Annotated in this window: 13 protein-coding genes, 1 tRNA gene, 1 rRNA gene and 1 pseudogene; 11 read left to right on the top strand and 5 right to left on the bottom strand. The window is 72.1% G+C overall.

The window, feature by feature from the left end; genetic code table 11:
* Together rrf and ABT154_RS20950 are read left to right on the top strand one after the other, a co-directional pair.
* Positions 1-94, top strand: a 5S ribosomal RNA gene (gene rrf, locus ABT154_RS20955); the annotation flags it as partial.
* A 4-nt stretch (positions 95-98) separates the two neighbouring features.
* Positions 99-171: transfer RNA gene (locus ABT154_RS20950), tRNA-Thr, on the top strand.
* 108 nt (positions 172-279) lie between these two features.
* Here the strand turns inward: ABT154_RS20950 and ABT154_RS20945 are convergent.
* Positions 280-2,928, bottom strand: a complete 2,649-nt coding sequence (locus tag ABT154_RS20945; RefSeq protein ID WP_351858322.1) for a SpoIIE family protein phosphatase — start codon at positions 2,926-2,928, stop codon at positions 280-282.
* Positions 2,929-3,196: 268 nt separating this feature from the next.
* On the opposite strand from ABT154_RS20945, the gene ABT154_RS20940 reads away from it, so the two are divergent.
* The 9 genes from ABT154_RS20940 to ABT154_RS20900 all read left to right on the top strand — a co-directional run bounded on the left by ABT154_RS20940 (position 3,197) and on the right by ABT154_RS20900 (position 17,582).
* Positions 3,197-8,680 carry a HAMP domain-containing protein gene (locus ABT154_RS20940; protein ID WP_502969550.1) on the top strand — a complete coding sequence of 1,828 codons (5,484 nt, stop codon included), beginning with the start codon at positions 3,197-3,199 and terminating at the stop codon, positions 8,678-8,680.
* A gap of 315 nt (positions 8,681-8,995) precedes the next feature.
* Positions 8,996-9,670: a response regulator gene (locus ABT154_RS20935; RefSeq protein WP_351858320.1), complete on the top strand. Its 675-nt coding sequence runs from the start codon at positions 8,996-8,998 to the stop codon at positions 9,668-9,670.
* 126 nt (positions 9,671-9,796) lie between these two features.
* On the top strand, positions 9,797-12,640 hold the full coding sequence (locus ABT154_RS20930; RefSeq protein WP_351858319.1) for a DNA translocase FtsK: 2,844 nt from the start codon (positions 9,797-9,799) through the stop codon (positions 12,638-12,640).
* Positions 12,641-12,932: 292 nt separating this feature from the next.
* Positions 12,933-13,760: a helix-turn-helix domain-containing protein gene (locus tag ABT154_RS20925; protein WP_317877182.1), complete on the top strand. Its 828-nt coding sequence runs from the start codon at positions 12,933-12,935 to the stop codon at positions 13,758-13,760.
* A gap of 90 nt (positions 13,761-13,850) precedes the next feature.
* Entirely contained in the window at positions 13,851-15,344 is a 1,494-nt protein-coding gene (rimO, locus tag ABT154_RS20920) for a 30S ribosomal protein S12 methylthiotransferase RimO (RefSeq protein WP_351858318.1), read from the top strand.
* Positions 15,341-16,015, top strand: coding sequence for a CDP-diacylglycerol--glycerol-3-phosphate 3-phosphatidyltransferase (pgsA, locus tag ABT154_RS20915; RefSeq protein ID WP_351858317.1), 675 nt, complete (start codon positions 15,341-15,343; stop codon positions 16,013-16,015). Before rimO ends, pgsA begins: the two co-directional genes overlap by 4 nt.
* Complete coding sequence (locus ABT154_RS20910; RefSeq protein WP_317877179.1) at positions 16,012-16,533, top strand: CinA family protein; 522 nt, start codon at positions 16,012-16,014, stop codon at positions 16,531-16,533. Before pgsA ends, ABT154_RS20910 begins: the two co-directional genes overlap by 4 nt.
* Positions 16,534-16,642: 109 nt before the next feature.
* Positions 16,643-17,026, top strand: coding sequence for a helix-turn-helix domain-containing protein (locus ABT154_RS20905; RefSeq protein ID WP_056556245.1), 384 nt, complete (start codon positions 16,643-16,645; stop codon positions 17,024-17,026).
* Positions 17,027-17,246: 220 nt separating this feature from the next.
* Entirely contained in the window at positions 17,247-17,582 is a 336-nt protein-coding gene (locus tag ABT154_RS20900; RefSeq protein ID WP_351858316.1) for a hypothetical protein, read from the top strand.
* Here the strand turns inward: ABT154_RS20900 and ABT154_RS20895 are convergent.
* From ABT154_RS20895 to ABT154_RS20880, 4 genes and pseudogenes are all read right to left on the bottom strand, one after another.
* Complete coding sequence (locus ABT154_RS20895) at positions 17,530-18,300, bottom strand: SDR family NAD(P)-dependent oxidoreductase (protein ID WP_351858315.1); 771 nt, start codon at positions 18,298-18,300, stop codon at positions 17,530-17,532. The genes ABT154_RS20900 and ABT154_RS20895 overlap by 53 nt on opposite strands.
* Before the next feature lie 32 nt (positions 18,301-18,332).
* Positions 18,333-19,148: a DNA-formamidopyrimidine glycosylase family protein gene (locus tag ABT154_RS20890; RefSeq protein WP_351858314.1), complete on the bottom strand. Its 816-nt coding sequence runs from the start codon at positions 19,146-19,148 to the stop codon at positions 18,333-18,335.
* 92 nt (positions 19,149-19,240) lie between these two features.
* A pseudogene (locus ABT154_RS20885) lies at positions 19,241-19,783 on the bottom strand (GNAT family N-acetyltransferase); the annotation flags it as partial.
* Positions 19,784-19,870: 87 nt separating this feature from the next.
* Positions 19,871-24,520 carry an Lhr family ATP-dependent helicase gene (locus ABT154_RS20880; protein ID WP_351858313.1) on the bottom strand — a complete coding sequence of 1,550 codons (4,650 nt, stop codon included), beginning with the start codon at positions 24,518-24,520 and terminating at the stop codon, positions 19,871-19,873.
* Between the last annotated feature and the right edge of the window lie 87 nt (positions 24,521-24,607).

Here is a 24,607-nt window from a genome sequence, read left to right as displayed (position 1 = left end):
AACGCCCGGTTACATTCCGAACCCGGAAGCTAAGCCTTTCAGCGCCGATGGTACTGCAGGGGGGACCCTGTGGGAGAGTAGGACGCCGCCGAACACCCGCCCTTTTAGCTCAGTCGGTAGAGCGTCTCCATGGTAAGGAGAAGGTCAACGGTTCGATTCCGTTAAAGGGCTCAATCAAAAAGGCCCCCGCCTTGTGGCGGGGGCCTTTTTGCGTTTCCGTACCTACAGATGCCGGAGGGCCGGCGATTCCCCGATGGGGAATCGCCGGGACCCGTACCGTCAGCTGTCGTGCGGTTCGTGAAGGCGCATCGCCAGGATGGCCATGTCGTCGGAGGCCGGGGCCTGGGCGAAGCGCTCGACCGCCCGGAGGACCCGGGAGGCGACCGCGCCGGCCGTCAGGCCCGTACACGTCTTGAGGACATCGGCCAGGCCGTCGTCGCCCAGCATGCGGGTGCCCTCACGGCGCTCCGTCACGCCGTCCGTCACACAGAGGAGGACATCGCCCGGATCGAGCGTGATGGTCTCCTCGTACAGCTCCAGGTCCTCCATCACGCCGAGGAGCGGCTGCGGCTCCGCCGCGGAGCTGACCGTGCCGTCCGGGCGGAGGCGCAGCGGCAGCGGGTGCCCGGCGCAGACGACCTTGAGGATCGCCGAGCCGTCCGACTGCGGGCGCATCTCGCCGTAGAGGAGGGTCAGGAAGCGGCTGCGGGCGCCCTCGTCGAGGATCGCCGCGTTCAGACGCTCCAGGACGGCGGGGCCGCCGAAGCCCTCGCGGGCCAGGAGGCGCAGGGCGTGGCGGGCCAGACCGGTGACGGCGGCCGCCTCCGGTCCCGTACCGCAGACGTCGCCGATGGCGAAGCCGTACACGTCGTCCCTGATGGGGAAGATGTCGTAGAAGTCGCCGCCGACCTCGTTGCCCTCGCCGGCCGCCCGGTAGATGACGTCCACCTCGACGCCCGGGATGTCGGGGAGGCCGGGCGGGAGGAGGCTGCGCTGGAGGGACTGGCTGATCGCCACCCGCTCCGAGTACAGGCGGGCGTTGTCCAGGGCCAGGGCGGCCCGACGCGAGAGGTCCTCGGCGAGCTCCAGGATCTCCTGGCGGAAGTGGTCCTCCGAGGGCCGGCCGAGGGTCAGCATGCCGATGACCCGGTTGCGGGCGACCAGCGGCAGGACGACCGTCTCGCCGGCGACCGCGCTCGCGGTGGCCAGGGTGGTGTCGATGCCGGAGGACAGCGGGCTCGTGGGATGGTCGAGGGCGCGGACCGACGCCGTGAGGGCCGCGCGGTGGGCCGCGTCGCCCGGAGCCGTCCAGACACGGGCGCCGGGGGTCGGCACCGGGTCGGGCGGGGCGATCGAGGACAGCAGGTCCTTGAGGCCGTCGATGCGGTCCTCGTCCTCGTGGAGCACGTACGAGAGGTACGGGTCGGAGGACTGGTCGGCGATCGTGTAGACCGCGCACCAGGTCGCGAGGGTCGGGACCGTCATCTGGGCCATCAGGGCCAGGGTCTGATCGCGGTCGAGGGTGCCGGCCAGCAGGTCGGAGGCCTCGACGAGGAAGCTGAGGGAGCCTCGGCGCAGCCGTTCCAGCTCGCCGAGGCGGGCGGACTCCACGGCCAGGGCGATGCGGTCGGCGGCGAACTGGAGGCGCAGGGCCTCCTCGTTGGAGTAGCGGTTCGCGAGTTCCGCGGCCACGCCCAGGGATCCGGTGAGACGGCCCTCGACCTTGAGCGGGACGGTGACGACCGAGCGCATGCCGGTGCCTTCGAGGAGCGGGACGGCGCCGGGGACGGCGGCCAGGTCCTCGTGGACCGCGGGCATGCGGGCGGAGCCGTAACGGCTGGCGCCGGTCTCCACGGGGACGCGGGCGAAACGCTGGCGGGCGGCCGGGAGGCCGGTGGTCGCCCGTACCTCGAGTTCCGTCTCGTCGTCGGTGGCCAGGAGGAGGAAGGCGGCGTCGCCGTCGAGCATGTCGCGGGCGCGCTCGACCGTGCGCTGGAGGAGGCCGTCGAGGTCGTCGGGGGCGGGGGAGCCGATGAAGACCTCGAACGGGTCGGCGGCGGTCCGGTTCTCCGCGTTGGGGTCGGCGGTCGCGCGCTGCGGGGTCTGGAGGACGGCCCGCTCGTGCTCGCGTACCAGGAGACAGACGGTGGAGGGCTCTCCCTGGGCGTCTCGTACCCGCAGGTGGGAGGCGTAGACCGGGATGACGCGGCCGTCGGCGCAGCGGATGCCGTAGCTGCCCTCCCAGCGGGAGAGGCGCAGGGCCTCGGCGAGGCCGGTGCCGATGCCGGGGGTGTGGGGCCAGGCTGCGAGGTCGCCGAGGGGCTTGCCGACGACCTGCTCGGAGTCGTAACCGAAGAGTTCCCCGGCGTGTTCGTTCCAGGCGGTGATCGCTCCGCCGCGGTCGATCTGGGCGACGGCGACGCGGACGCGGCTGTCGGTGACCGGGAGGAGCGCGTCCGGCAGGACCGGGCCCGCGGACCGTGTGCCGACCGGGCGCTGGGGGAGGTCCAGATGGAACCAGACGTGCTTGCGGGTGGGGGTGTAGTCGACACCCCAGCGGTGGGCGAGGGCGGCGCAGAGCAGCAGGCCGCGGCCGTTCTCGCGGTCCGGGCTGCCCAGCGAGTGGCCGCTCTGGACAGGGATCTCGCGCTCGGGGTAGCGGTCGGCGACCTCGACGCGGATGCTGTCGTCGGAGCGGAGGCACAGGACCTCGGCGGAGGTGCCGGCGTGGATGACGGCGTTGGTGACGAGTTCGCTGGTGAGGACGACGGCGTCGTCGACGAGTTCGGGGTGGCCCCAGCCCTGGAGGGTGTCCCGGACGAAGGCGCGGGCGGCCGCGACGGACCGCCCGACGGGCTCGAAGCTGGCAGTCGCCCGCGCGGTGATCACAGCACTCCTCGTACGCGTCTCGACGCCCGGCTCCGCCATGCTCGGTCTGCCCCTCCCGGTGCCCGGTGGTCGATCGCGCACCACACCGCCCCCGCCGGGCGGACCGGGGTGGTTGGACAGCCGGGTGCCAGGTTACTTTCCTTCACTGTGCCGGCGGAGGCCGGTCGCGCTGATTCCGCCCCCCGGGGGTAGGGACGCTGTGCGAAGCTGCCGAACTGTTATCGCCTTGTTCGGTGGCGGTGAAACACTGGGCAGGCTACCGGCGGAAGCCGGAGCGGAACGGTCGACCCCTTTCGGGAGGGACACGGTGGAACCTGGCACGGCGCCGCGACGCGGCGGAGGCGGCGGTACGCGCGCGAGGGGCGGGCGTTCCCGTGGGGGGACGGTACAGGTGGACGCGGCGGTGCTCGACCGGCTGCTCGCCGCACTGGTCTCGATGCGGGACGGGAATCTCCGCAGGCGGCTGACGGTCTCCGGCGACGGGGTCATGGCGGAGATCTCCGCCGTGTTCAACGAGGTCGCCGACCGGCAGATGCATGTGACGGGGGAGCTGTCGCGCGTCCGCCGGGTGGTGGGACGCGAGGGCAAGCTGTCCGAGCGTCTCGACGCGGGGGCCGGTGAGGGGGCGTGGGCGGCGGCGATCGAGGCCGCGAACGCGCTCGTCGACGACCTGGCCCGGCCGGTGTCCGAGGTGGGCCGGGTGCTGTCGGCGGTGGCCGAGGGCGATCTGGACCAGCGGATGGACCTGCGTTCGGAGGGTGCCGACGGGACGGTCAGGCCGCTGCGCGGCGAGTTCCTCAAGGTCGCGCGCACCGCGAACAACCTCGTCGACCAGCTGTCGGTGTTCGCGTCCGAGGTGACCAGGGTCGCCGTCGAGGTGGGGACCGACGGCAACCTGGGCGGCCAGGCGCAGGTGCGCGGGGTGTCGGGTTCGTGGAAGGACCTCACGGACTCGGTCAACACCATGGCGAACCGGCTGACCGCCCAGGTGCGGGACATCGCGCTGGTGACGACGGCGGTCGCCGACGGCGATCTGTCGCAGAAGGTCACGGCCAACGTGGCCGGCGAGATGCTGGAGCTCAAGAACACGGTCAACCGGATGGTGGACCAGCTGTCGTCGTTCTCCTCCGAGGTGACCCGGGTCGCCCGGGAGGTCGGTACGGAGGGCGAGCTCGGCGGTCAGGCCGAGGTGGCCGGGGTGTCCGGCGTGTGGAAGGACCTCACGGACTCCGTCAACACGATGGCAGGCAACCTGACCAACCAGGTGCGGGACATCGCGCTGGTGACGACGGCGGTCGCCAACGGCGATCTGACGCAGAAGGTACGGGTGTCGGCGCGCGGAGAGATCGCGCAACTGGCGGACACCATCAACCAGATGACGCAGACGCTGCGGATCTTCGCCGACGAGGTGACCCGGGTGTCGGGCGAGGTCGGCGCCGAGGGCCTCCTCGGCGGTCAGGCGCAGGTGCCGGGGGCGGCGGGGACCTGGAAGGACCTCACGGACTCCGTCAACACCGTCTTCCGGAACATCACCACGCAGGTGCGGGACATCGCGCAGGTGACGACGGCGGTCGCCAACGGTGACCTGTCGCAGAAGGTCACGGTCGACGTGGCCGGCGAGATGCTGGAGCTGAAGAACACCGTCAACACGATGGTGGACCAGCTGTCCGCCTTCGGTTCCGAGGTGACCCGGGTCGCCCGGGAGGTCGGCGTCGAGGGTCTGCTCGGCGGGCAGGCCGAGGTGCAGGGCGCGGCCGGGACGTGGAAGGACCTCACCGACTCGGTGAACACGGCCTTCCGCAACCTGACCGGCCAGGTGCGGGACATCGCGCAGGTGACGACGGCGGTCGCCAACGGTGACCTGTCGCAGAAGGTCACGGTCGACGTGGCCGGCGAGATGCTGGAGCTGAAGAACACCGTCAACACGATGGTGTCGCAGCTGTCGTCGTTCGCGGACCAGGTGACGCGGATGGCGCGGGACGTGGGCACCGAGGGCCGCCTCGGCGGCCAGGCGCGGGTGGACGGCGTCTCCGGGCGCTGGCGGGAGCTCACCGACTCGGTGAACTTCATGGCCGGCAATCTGACCTCGCAGGTGCGGCAGATCGCGCAGGTGACGACGGCCGTGGCACGGGGTGACCTGTCGCAGAAGATCGACGTGGACGCGCGGGGCGAGATCCTGGAGCTCAAGAACACCATCAACACGATGGTCGACCAGCTCTCCGCCTTCGCCGACCAGGTGACCCGGGTGGCCCGCGAGGTGGGCACCGACGGGCGGCTCGGCGGTCAGGCGCAGGTGCCCGGCGTGGCCGGGGTGTGGCGCGACCTGACGGACTCGGTGAACGGCATGGCCGGGAACCTCACCACCCAGGTCCGCAACATCGCGCAGGTCGCCACCGCCGTGGCCCGCGGTGACCTGTCGCAGAAGATCGACGTGGACGCGCGCGGCGAGATCCTGGAGCTCAAGAACACCCTCAACACGATGGTGGACCAGCTCTCGAACTTCGCCGAGCAGGTGACGCGGGTGGCCCGTGAGGTGGGCACCGAGGGCATGCTCGGCGGGCAGGCCGAGGTGCAGGGGGTCTCCGGCACCTGGAAGGACCTCACCCAGTCGGTGAACTTCATGGCGAACAACCTCACCATCCAGGTGCGGAACATCGCCGAGGTCACGACGGCGGTCGCGAAGGGCGATCTGTCGAAGAAGATCACGGTCGACGCCCGGGGCGAGATCCTGGAGCTGGTGACGACCGTCAACACGATGGTCGACCAGCTGTCGAACTTCGCGGACGAGGTCACGCGCGTGGCCCGCGAGGTGGGCACGGAGGGCATCCTCGGCGGCCAGGCACGCGTGCGCGGTGTCACCGGCACGTGGAAGGACCTCAGCGACAACGTCAACCTGATGGCCAACAACCTGACCAGTCAGGTGCGGAACATCTCCCGGGTCTCGGCGGCCGTCGCCAACGGCGACCTGACGAAGAAGGTGACGGTCGAGGCGCGCGGCGAGGTCGCCGAACTCGCCGAGACCGTCAACACGATGGTGACGACCCTGTCGTCCTTCGCGGACGAGGTCACCCGGGTGGCCCGAGAGGTGGGCACCGAGGGCGAACTCGGCGGCCAGGCGCGGGTGCCGGGAGTCTCCGGCACCTGGAAGGACCTGACCGAGTCGGTGAACTCGATGGCCGACAACCTGACCGGTCAGGTGCGGCAGATCGCCGCCGTCACCACCGCCATCGCCAAGGGCGACCTCACCAAGAAGATCGACATCGACGCGCGCGGTGAGATCCAGGAGCTGAAGAACACCATCAACACGATGGTCGACCAGCTGTCGAACTTCGCCGAGGAGGTCACGCGCGTGGCCCGCGAGGTGGGCACCGACGGGCAGCTCGGCGGCCAGGCCCGGGTCCGGGACGTGGAGGGCACCTGGAGCGACCTCACCGAGTCCGTGAACGAGATGGCCGGGAACCTCACCCGGCAGGTGCGCGCCATCGCGGCCGTCGCCACCGCGGTGACCCGCGGCGACCTCAACGTCAAGATCGACGGTGTGGACGCGGCCGGCGAGATCCAGGCGCTCCAGGACAACATCAATACGATGATCGCCAACCTGCGCGACACCACCCTCGCCAACGACGAGCAGGACTGGCTCAAGAGCAACCTGGCCCGTATCTCCGGCCTCATGCAGGGCCGCCGCGACCTCGACGACGTGGCCTCGCTCATCATGAGCGAGCTGACGCCGGTGGTCTCGGCCCAGCACGGCGCCTTCTTCGTGGCCGTGCCGACGGGCTCCGCCCACAGCGACGCCGAACTCGTAGGTGAGGGCGACGGTTCGTACGAGCTGCGGATGCGCGGGAGTTACGGATACTCCACCGGGTCCATGCCGACCTCGTTCCGGCCCGGGGAGACGCTCATCGGGACGGCGGCCGACGAGAAGCGGACGATCCAGCTGCACGTACCGCCCGGCTATCTGAAGATCTCCTCCGGGCTCGGCGAGGCCTCGCCCGCCCATGTGATCGTCCTGCCGGTCCTCTTCGAGGGCAAGGTCCTCGGCGTGATCGAGCTGGCCTCCTTCCAGCCGTTCACGCAGATCCAGCGGGACTTCCTCAACCAGATCGCCGAGCTGATCGCGACCACCGTCAACACGATCAGCGTCAACACCAAGACCGAGGTGCTGCTCCAGCAGTCGCAGGAACTCACCGAGCAGCTCAAGGAGAGGTCGGCCGAGCTGGAGCACCGGCAGAAGGAACTCCAGGGCTCCAACCTGGAGCTGGAGGAGAAGGCCGAGCTGCTGGCCCGGCAGAACCGCGACATCGAGGTGAAGAACACCGAGATCGAGGAGGCGCGGCAGGTCCTGGAGGAGCGGGCCGAACAGCTCGCGGTCTCCATGCGCTACAAGTCCGAGTTCCTCGCCAACATGTCGCACGAGCTGCGCACCCCGCTCAACTCGCTGCTGATCCTGGCCAAGCTGCTCGCCGACAACGTCGAGACCAACCTGACGCCGAAGCAGGTCGAGTTCGCGGAGACCATCCACGGCGCGGGTTCGGACCTGCTCCAGCTGATCAACGACATCCTCGACCTGTCCAAGGTCGAGGCGGGCAAGATGGACGTCTCGCCGACCCGGATCGCCCTCGTCCAGCTCGTCGACTACGTGGAGGCGACCTTCCGGCCGCTCACCGCGGAGAAGGGGCTCGACTTCTCGGTGCGGGTCTCGCCCGAGCTGCCGGCCACGCTGCACACCGACGAGCAGCGGCTGCTCCAGGTGCTGCGCAACCTCCTGTCCAACGCGGTGAAGTTCACCGACACGGGCGCGGTGGAGCTGGTCATCAGGCCGGCCGGGGTCGACGTACCGCAGTCGATCCGCGAACAGCTCCTTGAGGCGGGGTCGCTGAGCGACCCGGAGGCCGACCTGATCGCGTTCTCGGTCACCGACACCGGGATCGGGATCGCCGCGAGCAAGATGCGGGTCATCTTCGAGGCGTTCAAGCAGGCCGACGGCACGACCAGCCGGAAGTACGGCGGTACGGGTCTGGGGCTCTCGATCAGCCGGGAGATCGCGCGGCTGCTCGGCGGCGAGATCTTCGCGGCGAGCGAGCCGGGCCGGGGCTCGACCTTCACGCTCTATCTGCCGCTGAGCCCGACCGAGCTGCCCACGGGCGTGTACGGGCAGGGGGCGCAGGACACCGACCCGCAGGAGGGTGCGGAGGAGGGGGCGGCCGGGGCCGTGCACTCCTTCCCGCACTTCCCGCCGCCGCCCGTACGGACGGAGGCGCGGTCGGGCGCCGGGGCGCTGTTCCGGCACCGGCGCAAGGCCGCCGCGGAGGCGACCGGGTCGCGGACCTCGGTGCCGGGGCAGCCGGGCAAGGAGACCGCGACGGACCGGGTGGAGCAGGAGCCGGACGTCGAGCCGCGCCGTACCTTCGGGTTCTCCGGCGAGCGGGTGCTGATCGTCGACGACGACATCCGCAATGTGTTCGCGCTCACCAGCGTCCTGGAGCAGCACGGGCTCGCGGTGCTCTACGCGGAGAACGGACGGGAGGGCATCGAGGTCCTGGAGCAGCACGACGACGTGGCCGTCGTGCTGATGGACATCATGATGCCGGAGATGGACGGGTACGCGACGACGACGGCGATCCGTCGGATGCCGCAGTTCGCGGGGCTGCCGATCATCGCGCTGACGGCGAAGGCGATGAAGGGCGACCGGGAGAAGGCGATCGAGTCGGGCGCCTCGGACTATGTGACGAAGCCGGTCGACCCCGACCATCTGCTGTCCGTGATGGAGCAGTGGATGCGGGGGGTGTGACTCGGGGGCCTCGCGGCCCGGGGGCCGTGAGGTGCGACGCGCGGGCTCCGGGCCCCGGCTGACGGAGTGTCGTCACCGGGGTGTGAGAGCGCGGGATACGGGGAACCTTCTGGTCTCCCACCGCGTTTCAGGTACGTGGGCAGGTATGTGCACAGTGACATCGCGGTGACAGGGTGTGGCGATGGGCGGGGTGCGGCTACGATGACCGGCACAAGGACGGACGGCGTCAGGGAGTCGTCTTCTGGGGCGGCGCCCGGTGCTTCCCCCGGTTCGGGGAGCCGGGGAGAGACGTTGCCGGGGCGAGGAGGACGGGGCATGGTGCAGAAGGCCAAGATCCTCCTGGTCGATGACCGGCCGGAGAATCTGCTCGCGCTGGAGGCCATTCTCTCCGCGCTCGATCAGACGCTGGTGCGGGCATCGTCCGGGGAGGAAGCGCTCAAGGCGCTGTTGACGGACGACTTCGCGGTCATCCTGCTCGACGTCCAGATGCCGGGGATGGACGGCTTCGAGACCGCCGCGCACATCAAGCGGCGGGAGCGGACCCGGGACATCCCGATCATCTTCCTCACCGCCATCAACCACGGCCCCCACCACACCTTCCGGGGGTACGCGGCCGGGGCGGTCGACTACATCTCGAAGCCGTTCGACCCGTGGGTGCTGCGCGCCAAGGTGTCGGTCTTCGTCGAGCTCTACATGAAGAACTGCAAGCTGCGCGAGCAGGCCGCCCTGCTGCGGCTGCAGTTGGAGGGCAGCGGCGAGGGCGGTCACGGCAAGGAGTCCGCCGGACTGCTCGCCGAGCTCTCCGCCCGCCTCGCGGCGGTGGAGGAGCAGGCGGAGGCGCTGTCCAAGCAGCTCGACGACGATTCCGCCGACGCCGCGGCCGTCGCGACCGCGGCGCATCTGGAGCGCAAGCTCACCGGCTTGCGCCGGGCGCTGGACGCGCTCGAACCGGGCACGGGCGCCGCGTCGACCCTGCCCGCCCAGGGCTGACACACCGTCATCGGCCGTCCTCCGGGGCGGTCGTCGGCGTGAGGTGACGTCAGCTTCGTGCCCCGGCAGGGGCGACACGATCGGGTGAGGCGGACAGCGGGTCCCCACACCGGTAACCTCGGCATCATGGCTTCACGTACGTCCGGCAAGGGTTCCCAGGGCACGGCGGGCACCGCAAAGCCGCGCGCCGGCCGTACGACGGGCGCCGCGAAGAAAGCGGCACCCGCGAAGTCCCCCGTCAAACCGCCCGCGAAGAGGACGGCGGCGAAGAAGGCCGCGCCCGCCAAGCGCGCGCCCGCGCGGAAGACCGCGGCGAAGAAGGCCCCGCCCCGCCCCGCGCCGTCCCCGACCGGAGGCGTCTACCGGCTCGCGCGCGGCGCCTGGCTCGGTGTCGCCCACGGCGTGGGGGCGATGTTCCGGGGGATAGGGCGTGGTGCCAAGGGACTCGACCCGGCCCACCGCAAGGACGGTCTGGCGCTGCTGCTGCTCGGTCTCGCGCTGATCGTGGCCGCCGGCACCTGGTCCAATCTGCGCGGGCCGGTCGGCGACCTCGTCGAGATGCTGGTGACCGGCTCCTTCGGCCGGCTCGACCTGCTCGTACCGCTGCTGCTCGGTGCGATCGCCATCCGGCTGATCCTCTATCCGGAGAAGCCCGAGGCCAACGGCCGGATCAGCATCGGTCTCTCCGCGCTCGTCATCGGCGTCCTCGGCCAGGTCCACATCGCCTGCGGCTCGCCAGGGCGCGGCGACGGCAGCGAGGCCATGCAGGACGCCGGCGGCCTCATCGGCTGGGCCGCGTCCCAGCCGCTGGTGTTCATGATGGGCGAGGTCCTCGCCGTACCGATGCTGGTGCTGCTCACCCTCTTCGGGCTGCTCGTCGTCACCGCCACGCCGGTCAACGCGATCCCGCAGCGGCTGCGCGCCCTCGGCGCCAGGCTCGGCATCGTCGAACCCGCGTACGACCCGGCCGAGGGCGAGGGGTACGCGGGCGCCGAGGAGGACGGGCGGTACGAGGAGTACGACGAGGAGTGGCGCGACGCCCGCCCGCAGCCCCGTACCGCCCGGCCGACGCGCCGCCGCGGACCGGCGGAGCCGTACGACGTGGACCGGGCCGAGGCCGAGATGCTCGACCGGCGCAAGGGCGCGGGCCGGCGCCCCGCCGAACGGCCCTCCTACGAGCCCCCCTTCGACGCCGGCCTCGACCCGGTGGACATCGCCGCCGCCGCTGCCGCCGCGCTCGACGGCGCGGTGCTCAACGGGATGCCGCCGTCCCCGATCGTCGCCGATCTGACCAGGGACGTCACCGCCGACCGGAGGGCGGCGGCAGCCGCCGCGAAGGCCGCTGCCGCGGCCGAGGAGACGGCTGCCGCCGCGCCCGTGCCGCCGGCCCGCGGTGGGGACCAGCGACCCGGCGGGGGCGTACCGGATCTGACCAAGCCCGCGCCCGAGCCGACCGATCTGCCGCCCCGGGCCGAGCAGCTCCAGCTGTCCGGCGACATCACGTATTCGCTGCCGTCGCTCGACCTGCTGGAGCGGGGTGGGCCCGGCAAGACGCGCAGCGCCGCCAACGACGCGGTGGTGGACTCGCTCTCGAACGTCTTCACCGAGTTCAAGGTCGACGCGGCCGTGACGGGCTTCACGCGGGGGCCGACGGTCACTCGTTACGAGGTCGAGCTGGGGCCGGCCGTGAAGGTCGAGAAGATCACGGCGCTGACCAAGAACATCGCGTACGCGGTGGCCTCGCCGGACGTGCGGATCATCTCGCCGATCCCGGGCAAGTCCGCGGTCGGCATCGAGATCCCGAACAGCGACCGGGAGATGGTCAACCTCGGCGACGTGCTGCGGCTCGCCGCCGCGGCCGAGGACGACCACCCGATGCTGGTCGCGCTCGGCAAGAACGTCGAGGGCGGCTACGAGATGGCCAACCTGGCGAAGATGCCGCACGTCCTGGTCGCCGGGGCCACCGGCTCCGGAAAGTCCTCGTGCATCAACTGCCTGATCACCTCGGTCATGATAAGAGCGACCCCGGAGGACGTCCGGATGGTCCTGGTCGACCCCAAGCGGGTCGAGCTCACCGCCTACGAGGGCATCCCGCACCTGATCACCCCGATCATCACCAACCCCAAGCGGGCCGCCGAGGCCCTCCAGTGGGTGGTCAAGGAGATGGACCTCCGCTACGACGACCTGGCCGCCTTCGGCTACCGGCACATCGACGACTTCAACCAGGCGATCCGGGACGGGAAGATCAAGCTGCCCGAGGGCAGCGAGCGCGAGCTCAAGACCTACCCCTACCTCCTCGTCATCGTCGACGAGCTGGCCGACCTGATGATGGTCGCGCCCCGGGACGTCGAGGACTCCATCGTCCGCATCACCCAGTTGGCGCGCGCCGCCGGCATCCACCTGGTGCTGGCCACCCAGCGGCCGTCCGTGGACGTCGTCACCGGTCTCATCAAGGCGAACGTGCCCTCGCGGCTGGCGTTCGCGACCTCCTCACTCGCCGACAGCCGGGTCATCCTCGACCAGCCCGGCGCCGAGAAGCTCATCGGAAAGGGTGACGGACTGTTCCTGCCGATGGGCGCCAACAAGCCCGTCCGCATGCAGGGCGCCTTCGTCACCGAGGCCGAGGTCGCGGCCGTCGTCCAGCACTGCAAGGACCAGATGACCCCGGTCTTCCGGGAGGACGTCACCGTCGCCACCCGGCAGAAGAAAGAGATCGACGAGGACATCGGCGACGACCTCGACCTGCTCTGCCAGGCCGCCGAACTGGTCGTCACCACCCAGTTCGGCTCCACCTCGATGCTCCAGCGGAAACTACGCGTCGGCTTCGCGAAAGCAGGCCGGCTGATGGACCTGATGGAGTCCCGCAACATCGTCGGACCGAGCGAGGGCTCCAAGGCACGCGACGTACTCGTCAAGCCGGACGAGCTGGACGAGGTGCTCGCGGTGATCCGCGGGGATTCCGGGGCTTAGGTGTAGCGGACGGGAGGCGGGGTACGCGACCGGGCCCGGGGTGTGGCATCCGGGTGGCCGGGTGCGTGATCGGGGCACAGGGGCCGGGTGCCGGATGAGACCGGGCCGAGACTCACTCGTAAGGGAACGGAGGGCAACCGTTTCCCCTGGCCGTACGTCAAGTTGGAGGGAGGGACAGAAGGATGTCCCAGCCTCATGGCGTACAAACAGCACCCGCCCGGTTGCCCCACCCTTTCGTACCACCCATAGACTGAACGTCCAGCAGGTGGCTACACGCTCGAAAGGCGCTCTCGTGTCCATCGGCAACTCCCCCGAAGACGACCGGATCTTCCCGGCAGACGACCGGGACTCGATCGGTCGCGCTCTCCAGCAGACCCGCATCGCCGCCGGCCTCACCGTCGAAGAGGTCAGTGCCTCGACCCGTGTCCGGATTCCGATCGTGCACGCGATCGAGGAGGACGACTTCTCGCGCTGCGGCGGCGATGTCTACGCCCGCGGGCACATCCGCACGCTCGCGCGTGCCGTCGGCCTCGATCCGGCTCCGCTGATCGAGCAGTTCGACGCCGAGCACGGTGGCCGTCCCGCCCCCACCCCCGCCGCCCCGCTCTTCGAGGCGGAACGTATCCGCCCCGAGCCGAGGCGGCCCAACTGGACCGCCGCGATGGTCGCGGCCATCGTCGCCGTCGTCGGTTTCGTCGGCTTCACGATGTTCAACGGGAACGACGCGCCCAAGGGCACCACCGCCGCCGAGGGCGGCCCGGCGCCCGCGCCCGAGAAGGGCACGGCCGCCGCCAAGCCGAAGCCGGTCAAACCCGCCGCCCCGAAGCCCACCGAGAGCGCCATCGCCGCCGTCCCGCAGGACAAGGTGACGGTCAAGCTCTCCGCGACCGACGACAAGAGCTGGATCTCGGCCAAGGGCCACGACGGCAAGGTGCTCTTCGACGGACTCCTCCTCGCGGGCGAGTCCAAGACCTTCCAGGACGACGAGCGCATCGATCTGGTCCTCGGCAACGCCGGCGCGATCGATCTCTACGTGAACGGCAAGAAGCTCGCCGACAAGTTCGAATCCGGCCAGGTCGAGCGACTGACCTACACCAAGGGCGACCCCGAGGCCGGCTGAGCCCCGTGAGACGGCCCCCGATGTGACCCCTGTCGCGCAGGTGAACCCTGCGCGACAGGGGAACGGCCGGGACGAAGTAGTCTTGAGTCCATGCCCGAACGCCGTACCGTCGCCCTTGTCACTCTTGGCTGCGCCCGTAACGAGGTGGACTCGGAGGAGCTCGCAGGCCGCTTGGCAGCGGACGGCTGGGAGCTCGTCGAGAACGCCGAGGACGCGGATGTCGCCGTCGTCAACACCTGTGGATTCGTCGAAGCCGCCAAGAAGGACTCCGTCGACGCCCTCCTCGAAGCCAATGATCTGAAGGACCACGGCAAGACCCAGGCCGTGGTCGCCGTCGGCTGTATGGCCGAGCGGTACGGCAAGGAACTCGCCGAAGCCCTCCCGGAAGCCGACGGCGTCCTCGGCTTCGACGACTACGCCGACATCTCCAACCGCCTCCAGACCATCCTCAACGGTGGCAGTGTCGAGGCCCACACCCCGCGTGACCGGCGCAAGCTGCTGCCGCTCTCCCCGGTGGAGCGCCAGGAGGCCGCCGCGGCCGTGGCCCTGCCCGGACACGGCGACGCCGCCGAGGCCCCCGCCGAAGCGCCGGCCGACCTCCCCGAGGGCCTCGCGCCCGCCTCGGGGCCGCGCGCGCCGCTCCGGCGCCGCCTCGACACCAGCCCCGTCGCCTCCGTGAAGCTGGCCTCCGGCTGTGACCGCCGCTGCTCCTTCTGCGCCATCCCCTCCTTCCGTGGCTCCTTCGTCTCGCGCCGCCCCTCGGACGTGCTGAACGAGACGCGCTGGCTCGCCGAGCAGGGTGTGAAGGAGGTCATGCTGGTCTCCGAGAACAACACCTCGTACGGCAAGGACCTGGGCGACATCCGCCTCCTGGAGAGCCTGCTGCCCGAGCTGGCCGCCGTCGACGGCATCGAGCGCGTCCGCGTCAGCTACCTCCAGCCGGCCGAGATGCGCCCCGGCCTGATCGACGTGCTGACGTCGACCGAGAAGGTCGCCCCGTACTTCGACCTGTCCTTCCAGCACAGCGCGCCCGACGTGCTGCGGGCCATGCGCCGCTTCGGGGACACCGACCGCTTCCTGGAGCTTCTGGAGACCATCCGCTCCAAGGCCCCCACGGCCGGTGCGCGCTCCAACTTCATCGTCGGCTTCCCCGGCGAGACCGAGGCGGACTTCGCCGAGCTGGAACGCTTCGTCACCCACGCCCGACTCGACGCCGTGGGCGTCTTCGGCTACTCCGACGAGGACGGCACCGAGGCCGCCACGTACGAGCACAAGCTCGACCAGGACGTCGTCGACGCGCGGCTCGCCCACCTCTCCCGGCTCGCCGAGGAGCTCACCGCACAGCGCGCGGAGGAGCGGCTCGGAGAGACCCTTGAGGTACTGGTCGAGTCGGTGGACGACGAGGACGGTGTGATCGGTCGCGCCGCCCACCAGGCGCCCGAGACCGACGGTCAGGTGTTGCTCACCACGGCCGACGGTGCGAGCCCGGACCTGGCTCCCGGCCGTATGGTCAGGGCGAAGGTCGTCGGCACGGAAGGCGTCGACCTGGTGGCCGAGTGTCTTTTCGAGGAGGCAGGCAGATGACCGGAGTCCCGGCATCCGCTACGGGCGGGACCGGTAGGCCGGCGCCCCGCGGCAAGCTGGGCACGGCGGCCGTCAACCAGGCCAGCCTGTGGAACATCGCCAACATCCTGACCATGATCCGGCTCGTGCTCGTGCCGGGCTTCGTGGTGCTGCTGCTCCAGGACGGCGGTCACGACCCCGTCTGGCGGGCCTGGGCGTGGGCGGCGTTCGCCGTCGCCATGATCACGGACGTCTTCGACGGGCACCTCGCCCGTACGTACAACCTGGTCACCGACTTCGGGAAGATCGCCGACCCGATCGCCGACAAGGCGATCATGGCGGCCGGACTGATCTCCCTCTCGCTGCTCGGGGACCTGCCATGGTGGGTCACCGGGGTCATCCTGGCGCGGGAGCTGGGGATCACCCTGATGCGGTTCTGGGTGATCCGGCACGGGGTCATCCCGGCCAGCCGCGGCGGCAAGATGAAGACGCTCGCCCAGGGCACGGCGGTCGGCATGTACGTGCTGATGCTCACCGGACCCCTGGCCACCCTGCGCTTCTGGGTGATGGCGGTGGCCGTCGCGCTGACGGTCGTGACCGGTCTGGACTACGTACGGCAGGCGGTCGTCCTGCGCCGCGAGGGCCTCGCCGCCGAGCGGGCGGACGCGCGGTCGGAGACGGCGAGTCGATGACCGAGGCCGCCCGGGTGCTGGCGCTGCTCGCGGAGCGTGGTCACACGCTGGCCGCCGCGGAGTCGCTCACGGGTGGTCTGGTGGCCGCCGAGCTGACCGGGGTCCCCGGCGCCTCGGCTGTCTTCCGGGGGTCCGTCACGGCCTACGCCACGGCCCTCAAGCAGGAGCTGCTCGGCGTCGACGCGGCCCTCCTCGCGGAGCGGGGAGCGGTGGATCCCGAGGTCGCGCTGCAGATGGCGGCAGGTGTGCGGGCCCGGCTGGGAGCCGACTGGGGCATCTCGACGACCGGGGTCGCGGGGCCCGACCCGCAGGACGGCCAGCCCGTGGGAACGGTGTACGTGGCGGTCGCCGGACCCGCCGCGACGGGCGCCCGCGCAGGGAAAGTGGTCTCGTTGAGGTTGAACGGCGACCGCGCGGAAATCCGTAGAGAGAGTGTGCGGAGCGTGCTGGAACTGCTGCACGAGGAACTCTCGGGAAATGCGCGGGCACAGGATACGGAACACAACGGGGGGAATTGATGTTTGCAGCCCTGAGTGAACACGACATCGCTCCCCGCACGGCCGCAGCGCGAGGCGGTACGGTGGGGCGTGAAGGATGCGGCTACGCGGTCCGAGGAGGGAGCCACCGATGATTCTGCTCCGTCGCCTGTTGGGTGACGTGCTGCGTCGGCAGCGCCAGCGCCAAGGCCGTACTCTGCGCGAAGTCTCCTCGTCCGCCCGAGTCTCGCTCGGCTATCTCTCCGAGGTGGAGCGGGGGCAGAAGGAGGCATCCTCCGAGCTGCTCTCCGCGATCTGCGACGCGCTGGACGTACGGATGTCCGAGCTCATGCGTGAAGTGAGCGACGAGCTGTCACTGGCCGAACTGGCCGAGTCGGCAGCGGCGAGCGAACCGGTGCCGGCGCCGGTCCGCCCGATGCTCAATTCGGTGTCGGTGACGTCGGTGGCAGGTGTGCCCACCGGGCGGGTGACCATCAAGGCGCCCGCGGAAGCGGTGGACGTCGTCGCTGCCTGACCGAAGTGGGGCGAAGCCCCGGTCGGTGCCCTTCATGGGGCGCTGACCGGGGCTTCTCTCGTTTTTGTTCGATATCTGCCCGATTGCCTGAGATGCCGGGTTCCGGTGTGCCGTGCCAAGGTGGGGGACGTACGACTGGACCGCGTGCGCCGGGTTTGCCTCCCGTGCGCCCTCCCGCAGGGTGATCCTGCCGGTCTAGCGTCGACCGCAGGAGGCGGCCATGGTACGGCGACGGGTTCCGCCGGCGACGCTCGCGCTGTTCGCGATCGCGCTGGTGTCCGGGGGGCTCTGGTGGTGGGCCGTGCTGCGCCTGCTGCTCGTTCCGGGGGAGAGCGGACCGGTCGAGGGGGCGGTGGCCGCGGGCGGCTGGGGTCTCAGCCTGCTGCCGGTGCATGTGGCGGCTTCCACGGGGAGGGCGCGGGGGCGGGCCGGGGGGCGTGCGGGTGTGACGGGCGGCGGGTCCGTCGCCGGAGCGCCGGGGCACGCGCTGGGCGGCGGTCGGGTCACCAGGGCATCGCGACGCCGCCGTTGGGGCGGAGGATCTGGCCGGTCGTGAACGCGGAGGCGTCGGAGGCAAGGTGCAGGACCGCGTGCGCGATGTCCTCGGCCTCCCCGACCCGCCCCAGCGGTGAGTGACGGACCATGGCGGCCTCCGCCTGCTCCTGGGCGGCCGGCTCGTGCCGGTCGGTCATCGGGGTGCGGATCCAGCCCGGAGCGACGGCGTTGACCCGGATGCCGTGCCGGCCGACCTCCACCGCGAGGGTCTTCGTCAGCTGGACGACGGCCGCCTTGGTGACGCTGTAGCAGAGCAGGCCGGGGCTCGCGGTGTCCATCGCGCCCGAGGCCATCGTGACGATCGAGCCGGGGACGCCCGCGTCGATCATCGAACGGGCCCCCTCCTGGCACGCGTGGAGCACGCCCTTGAAGTTCACGGCGAGGACGCGGTCCAGGTCCTCTTCGCGGGTCTCCAGGACGGAGCTCGTGTGCATGATCCCGGCGATGGCCGCCATGACGTGGAGCGGGCCCGCGGCGCGGACGGCCGCCGCGAGCGCGGGGCGGTCGGTGACGTCCAGGAGGTGGGTGTGCGCGGTGCCGCCCTGTCCGGCGATGAGGGCCGAGGTCTCCTTGAGGCCGCCCTCGTCGCGGTCGGCGCAGTGGACGGTGGCACCGGCCCGGGAGAGGAGGGCCGCGGTGGCACGGCCGATCCCGCTCGCGGCGCCGGTGACGAACGCGGTGCGGCCGGTGAGGTCGTATGCCGGAAGAGTCGTCGTCATGTCCGGACCGTACGACCGGATCTGACGGAACGTCAATTGTTGTGGGGGTCGTCGTGAGGGCTTCCGTCGGGGCCCCGCTGGCAGCCGGGGCACCAGTACGTGACCCGGTCGCCGAGCTCCGCCTTGCGGATCGGGGCGCCGCAGCGCAGGCAGGGCCGGCCCTCGCGGCCGTAGACATGGAGCGGGGTGCCGGGGCGCCGGGTGGTCGTGGTGCGGCGGTCCGGCCGGTCCTTGTTCGCGTCCAGCAGGCGGTGCGCGGTCGCGACCAGCCGGGCGGGGACGCCGGGGCCCAGGTCGCCGAACGGGAGCCAGGGCGTGACGCCGGCGAGGAAGGCCAGCTCCGACTTGTACACGTTGCCGATGCCGGCCAGATTGCGCTGGTCGAGCAGGGCGTCGCCGAGGGGGCGGCCAGGGTCGGCCCCGAGCCGCCGTACGGCCTCCTCCGGGTTCCAGTCCGGGCCGAGCAGGTCCGGGCCGAGATGACCGACGACCCGGGACTCCTCGGCGGTGCGGAGAAGCTCGAGGACCGGGAGCCGGTAGCCGTACGCGGTGGACTCGGCGTTTCCGAGGATCGCCCGGATCTGGTGCTCGGGGCCGCCGTGCGGACGTTCCCCGGTGGCGTACACCCGCCAGGCGCCGTCCATCCGCAGATGGGAGTGGAGGGTGAGTCCGCCCTCGATGCGGGCGAGCAGGTGCTTGCCGCGCGGGGTGACGTCCAGAAGGGTCCGGCCGGTCAGGTCGGCGGTGGCGAAGCGGGGCACCCGGAGGTCCGAGCGGGTCAGGACCCGCCCGGCGAGCGCGGTGTGCAGGCGGCGGGCGGCCTGCCAGACGGTGTCTCCTTCGGGCACGGTTCCATGATGCCGGGTGGGGGCTGGTGCGGGGGATCCTCGTGGTCGGCGGTCCGGGTGGGCTCGGTCGGCCGGTGCGGCCGGGGTCGGTCGGCCGGTGCGGCCGGGGTCCGTACGCCGAACCACTGCTCGGCGCCGTAGGCCTCGAACCGCTCCACCTCGGTGAAGCCCAGCTTCGCCGCGACGCGCATCGCGCGGTCGTTCGCCGACTGGGTGCGGAGCACCACCGGCTCGTCGGGCAGCGCGTCGGTGAACCAGGCGAGTGCCGCCGCGCAGGCCTCGGTGGCGTACCCATGTCCCCACGCCGTCGGCAGGAACATGTAGCCGAGCTCGGTCTCCCCGCCGTCCGGGCGGACCCGGCCCGGACGCTCCGGGTCGCGCGGGTCGAGCGTGACCATGCCGATCATCGATCCGTCGCGTTCGATCACGAAGCAGCCGGGGCGCCTTCCGGGCACCTCCGGCGCCGTCTTCTCCAGCTCGTCACGCGGCCGGGAACCGCCGACGTAGGTGCCCACCTCCGGCGAGGCGAACAGCTCGATGAACGCCGCACGGTCACGGGCTTCGGACGCGCGCAGCATCAGCCGTGCGGTCTCGATCGGGGCCGGCGGCCAGGCAGTGCTTCCGGGACCAGTCATGGCGGGCAACCTATCGCAGGCTCCGGGCGGAACGACCGGGACGGCCGACCGCCCCCGGTGCGGACGTGGTGGGTCGGGCGCGGAGGGTCAGGCGCGGAGGCGGAGGCCTCTGGGGGTGGCCACGAAACCCGCGGTCTCCAGGGGGCGGGCCAGGGGGGAGGTCAGGGCCGTCGCGCCGTTGACACGCTCGACCGTGACCGTGCCCAGGGTGCCCGCCCGTGCCGCCGCCGCAAGGGCTTCGGCCGCCGCCCGCAGGCTCGGGTCGTCCGGATCGGCGGGCCAGCACAGGAGCGTCTTGCCGCCGCGCTCCATGTACAGCGTCAGCTCGCCGTCGACCAGGACCACCAGCGCGCCCGCCTTGCGCCCCGGCTTGTGCCCGGCGCCGGTCGGCGGCTCGGGCCAGGACAGGGCCGCCCCGTACGCGTTCGCCGGGTCCGCCGCCGCGAGGACCAGCGCGCGCGGGCCCGTCGCGGCCTCCACGCCCCGGTCGCGGGCGGTCGCCGCGGCCCGCAGCCGGTCCACCGCCCCGTCCATCGCGAACTGGGCCGCGCCGAGACCCTCCACCACATAGCCGCGCCGGGCCTGCCCGCTGTCCTCGAAGGCCGCCAGGATGCGGTACGTGGCCGAGAAGCCGCCCTCCACGCCCTCGGCGGCCACCGCCCCCCTGGTGACCACACCGTGCCGGTCCAGGAGCGTGCGGGCCAGGGCGTGGGCCCGGTGGGTGGGTTCCGGCTCGGCCGGCGGCAGCAGAGACCAGCGGCCGGATACCGTGGGCGGTCCCGTACGGGAGGCGGGGCGGGCGGCGGCGGTCAGCGTGCCGTACCGGCCGCGCGGGACCGTGCGGCGCGCCCGGTGGGCCGTGGACCCGGCCGTACGCCCCGAGCCGAGGAGCGAGCGCAGCGGGGCCAGGGTGTCGTTGGTGAGCCTGCCGGACCAGGCCAGGTCCCAGACGGCGTCGGCGAGCTGTGGGTCGGTGGCGTCCGGGTGGGTGGTGGCCCGGACCTGGTCGGCGATCTGGCGGAAGAACAGGCCGTACCCGCCGGAGAGGGTCGTGAGGACCGACTCGTGGAGGGCGGACAGCTCCAGCGGATGCGGCGCCGGGAGGAGCAGCGGCGCCGTGTCCGTGAGGTACAGCGAGACCCAGCCGTCCTTGCCGGGCAGCGATCCGGCGCCCGCCCACAGCACCTCGCCGGTGGTGGTCAGCTCGTCGAGGAGGGCCGGGGTGTAGTCCCCGACCCGGGACGGCAGGATCAGCTTCTCCAGGGCCGAGGCGGGGACCGGCGCGCCCTGGAGCTGCTCGATCGCGCGTGCGAGGCCGTCGATGCCGCGCAGGCTGTTGCTCCCCAGGTGCTGCCACTGAGGCAGGAAGGTCGCGAGGGCCGCCGGGGGCACCGGCTCCAGCTCGTGGCGCAGGGCCGCCAGGGAGCGGCGCCGCAGCCGGCGCAGGACGGTCGCGTCGCACCACTCCTGGCCGATGCCCGAGGGGTGGAACTCGCCCTGGACGACCCGGCCGGACGCGGCGAGCCGCTGCAGGGCGCCGTCGGTGACGGCCCCGCCGAGACCGAAGCGGGCGGCGGCCTGGGAGGACGCGAACGGGCCGTGGGTGCGGGCGAACCGCGCGAGGAGGTCGCCCAGCGGGTCCTTGACCGGCTCGGTGAAGGCCTCGGGCACCCCGACGGGCAGGGCCGTGCCCAGGGCGTCCCTGAGCCGGCCCGCGTCCTCGACGGCGGCCCAGTGCTCCCGGCCCCCGATCCGCACCCGGATCGCCCGCCGCGAGGCCCCCAGCTCGGTCGCCCAGGCCGCTTCCGCGCCCCGCTCGGCCAGCTCGTCCGCGGTGAGCGGGCCCAGCACCCGCAGCAGGTCGGCGACGCCCTCCACGTCCTTGATCCGGCGGTCGTCCGTCAGCCACTGGAGCTCCCGCTCCAGCTCGGCCAGGACCTCCGGGTCGAGCAGTTCGCGCAGCTCCGCCTGACCGAGCAACTCCGCGAGCAGCCGGGAGTCCAGGGAGAGCGCGGCCGCCCGCCGCTCGGCGAGCGGCGAGTCGCCCTCGTACAGGAACTGCGCCACGTACCCGAAGAGCAGCGAGCGGGCGAAGGGGGACGGCTCGGGGGTGGTGACCTCGACCAGGCGGACCCGGCGGGCCTCGATGTCCCCCATCAGCTCGGTCAGACCGGGGAGGTCGAACACGTCCTGGAGGCACTCGCGGACGGCCTCCAGGACGATCGGGAACGAGCCGAACTCGCTCGCCACCTGGAGCAGCTGCGCCGCGCGCTGCCGTTGCTGCCAGAGCGGGGTGCGCTTGCCGGGGTTGCGCTTGGGCAGCAGCAGGGCGCGCGCGGCGCACTCGCGGAAGCGGGACGCGAACAGCGCGGAGCCGCCCACCTGGTCGGTGACGATCTGCCCGATCTCGGCCTTGTCGAACAGGGCGTCCGCCGCGCCGACGGGCGCCTTGTCCGCGTCGTACGTCGTGTCGAGGTGCCGGCCGGGGTCGACCGGTTCGTGGTCGAGGAGGTCCAGGCCCATGTCCAGGCCCATCAGGTCGGCGTCCGGCAGGCGCAGCACGATGCCGTCGTCCGCGTGCATCACCTGCGCGTCCATGCCGTACCGCTCGGCGAGCCGCGCGCCGAGGGCCAGCGCCCACGGGGCGTGCACCTGCGCGCCGAACGGGGAGTGGATGACGACCCGCCAGTCCCCGAGCTCGTCGCGGAAGCGCTCGACGAGGATCGTCCGGTCGTCCGGCACGTGACCGCACGCCTCGCGCTGCTCCTTGAGGTACGCGAGGACGTTGTCGGCGGCCCAGCCGTCCAGGCCCGCGGCGAGCAGCCGCAGCCGTGCGTCCTCGTCCGCGAGGGCGCCCACCTCGCGGAGGAACGCGCCCACGGCCCTGCCCAGTTCGAGCGGGCGGCCCAGCTGGTCGCCCTTCCAGAACGGCAGCCTGCCCGGCACGCCGGGCGCCGGCGTGACGAGGACCCGGTCGCGGGTGATGTCCTGGATCCGCCACGAGGTGGTGCCGAGGGTGAACACGTCGCCGACCCGCGACTCGTACACCATCTCCTCGTCCAGCTCGCCGACCCGGCCGCCGCCCTTCCTCGGGTCCGAGCCCGCGAGGAACACACCGAACAGTCCTCGGTCGGGGATCGTGCCGCCCGAAGTGACGGCGAGCCGCTGCGCGCCCGGCCGCCCCGTCACGGTCCCGGCGACCCGGTCCCAGACCACGCGCGGGCGCAGCTCCGCGAAGGCGTCCGAGGGGTAGCGGCCGGCGAGCATGTCGAGCACGCCCGTGAACGCCGACTCGGGCAGCGAGGAGAACGGCGCCGCCCGGCGCACCAGGGCGAGCAGGTCGTCCACCTGCCAGGTGTCCAGGGCGACGAGGGCGACCAGCTGCTGGGCCAGGACGTCCAGCGGGTTGGCGGGGATCCGCATCGACTCGATCTCCCCCGAACGCATCCGCTCGGTGACCACCGCCGCCTGCACCAGATCGCCCCGGTACTTGGGGAAGACCACGCCCGTCGACACCGCGCCGACCTGGTGGCCGGCGCGGCCCACGCGCTGGAGCCCGGAGGCCACCGAGGGCGGCGACTCCACCTGCACGACCAGGTCCACCGCGCCCATGTCGATGCCCAGCTCCAGGCTGGAGGTGGCGACCACGGCGGGCAGCCGGCCCGCCTTCAGGTCCTCCTCGACCTGGGCGCGCTGTTCCTTCGACACCGAGCCGTGGTGGGCGCGGGCGAGCAGCGCCGGGGCGCCCTGGGCCGCCCCCGACTGGGCCATGATCTCGGCCGGCGGAGCCCCGTCGGGGAGGGGTTCGCCGGTGGCCCGCTCGTACGCGATCTCGTTGAGCCGGTTGCAGAGGCGCTCGGCGAGGCGCCGGGAGTTGGCGAAGACGATCGTGGAGCGGTGCGCCTGGACGAGGTCCGCGATCCGCTCCTCGACGTGCGGCCAGATCGACGGCTTGTCGCCGCCGTCCTTGCCCTCCGACGCGGGGGAGCCGCCCAGCTCGCCCATGTCCTCGACGGGGACGACGACGGAGAGGTCGAACTCCTTCCCCGAGGGAGGCTGGACGATCTCCACGGCGCGCCCCGGCGACAGATAGCGCGCCACCTCGTCCACCGGCCGGACCGTGGCCGACAGGCCGATCCGGCGCGCGGGGCGCGGCAGCAGCTCGTCGAGCCGCTCCAGGGAGAGGGCCAGGTGGGCGCCCCGCTTGGTGCCCGCGACCGCGTGGACCTCGTCCAGGATCACCGTCTCCACGCCCGCGAGCGCGTCCCGGGCGGCGGAGGTCAGCATCAGGAACAGCGACTCGGGGGTGGTGATCAGGATGTCCGGCGGCCGGGTCGCGAGCGCCCGGCGCTCGGCGGGCGGGGTGTCGCCGGAACGGATGCCGACCCGGATGTCCGGCTCGGGCAGCCCGAGCCGCACCGACTCCTGCCGGATCCCGGTCAGCGGCGAACGGAGGTTCCGCTCGACGTCCACCGCGAGCGCCTTCAGGGGTGACACGTACAGCACGCGGCAGCGCTGCTTCGGCTCGGCCGGCGGTGGCGCCGAGGCCAGCCGGTCGAGGGAGGCGAGGAAGGCGGCCAGCGTCTTGCCCGAGCCCGTCGGCGCGACGACGAGCACGTCGGAGCCCGCGCCGATGGCCTGCCAGGCGCCCTCCTGCGCCGCCGTGGGCGCGGTGAAGGCCGCGGTGAACCAACCACGGGTCGCGGGGGAGAACGAGTCGAGCGCGGACCTGACCATGTCCCCCATCGTGCACCCGGCCACTGACAACCGCCCGGACCTGGGGAGATCCGTTCGCTCGGCGGTGGCGGCGCGGCGCAGAATGGG

It is taken from the genome of Streptomyces sp. NPDC001728, from assembly GCF_040297565.1.
GTDB lineage: Bacteria > Actinomycetota > Actinomycetes > Streptomycetales > Streptomycetaceae > Streptomyces.
The sequence above is the reverse complement of the archived record's forward strand: the minus strand, read 5'-3'. Positions and strand labels throughout refer to the sequence as shown.

What these genes read in the sequence shown, in the direction of transcription:
- ABT154_RS20945 (WP_351858322.1), bottom strand. Translation starts at nt 2,928, where the DNA reads ATGGCGGAGCCGGGCGTCGAGACGCGTACGAGGAGTGCTGTGATCACC.
- ABT154_RS20935 (WP_351858320.1), top strand. Translation starts at nt 8,996, where the DNA reads ATGGTGCAGAAGGCCAAGATCCTCCTGGTCGATGACCGGCCGGAGAAT.
- ABT154_RS20930 (WP_351858319.1), top strand. Translation starts at nt 9,797, where the DNA reads ATGGCTTCACGTACGTCCGGCAAGGGTTCCCAGGGCACGGCGGGCACC.
- rimO (WP_351858318.1), top strand. Translation starts at nt 13,851, where the DNA reads ATGCCCGAACGCCGTACCGTCGCCCTTGTCACTCTTGGCTGCGCCCGT.
- pgsA (WP_351858317.1), top strand. Translation starts at nt 15,341, where the DNA reads ATGACCGGAGTCCCGGCATCCGCTACGGGCGGGACCGGTAGGCCGGCG.
- ABT154_RS20910 (WP_317877179.1), top strand. Translation starts at nt 16,012, where the DNA reads ATGACCGAGGCCGCCCGGGTGCTGGCGCTGCTCGCGGAGCGTGGTCAC.
- ABT154_RS20905 (WP_056556245.1), top strand. Translation starts at nt 16,643, where the DNA reads ATGATTCTGCTCCGTCGCCTGTTGGGTGACGTGCTGCGTCGGCAGCGC.
- ABT154_RS20900 (WP_351858316.1), top strand. Translation starts at nt 17,247, where the DNA reads ATGGTACGGCGACGGGTTCCGCCGGCGACGCTCGCGCTGTTCGCGATC.
- ABT154_RS20895 (WP_351858315.1), bottom strand. Translation starts at nt 18,300, where the DNA reads ATGACGACGACTCTTCCGGCATACGACCTCACCGGCCGCACCGCGTTC.
- ABT154_RS20880 (WP_351858313.1), bottom strand. Translation starts at nt 24,520, where the DNA reads ATGGTCAGGTCCGCGCTCGACTCGTTCTCCCCCGCGACCCGTGGTTGG.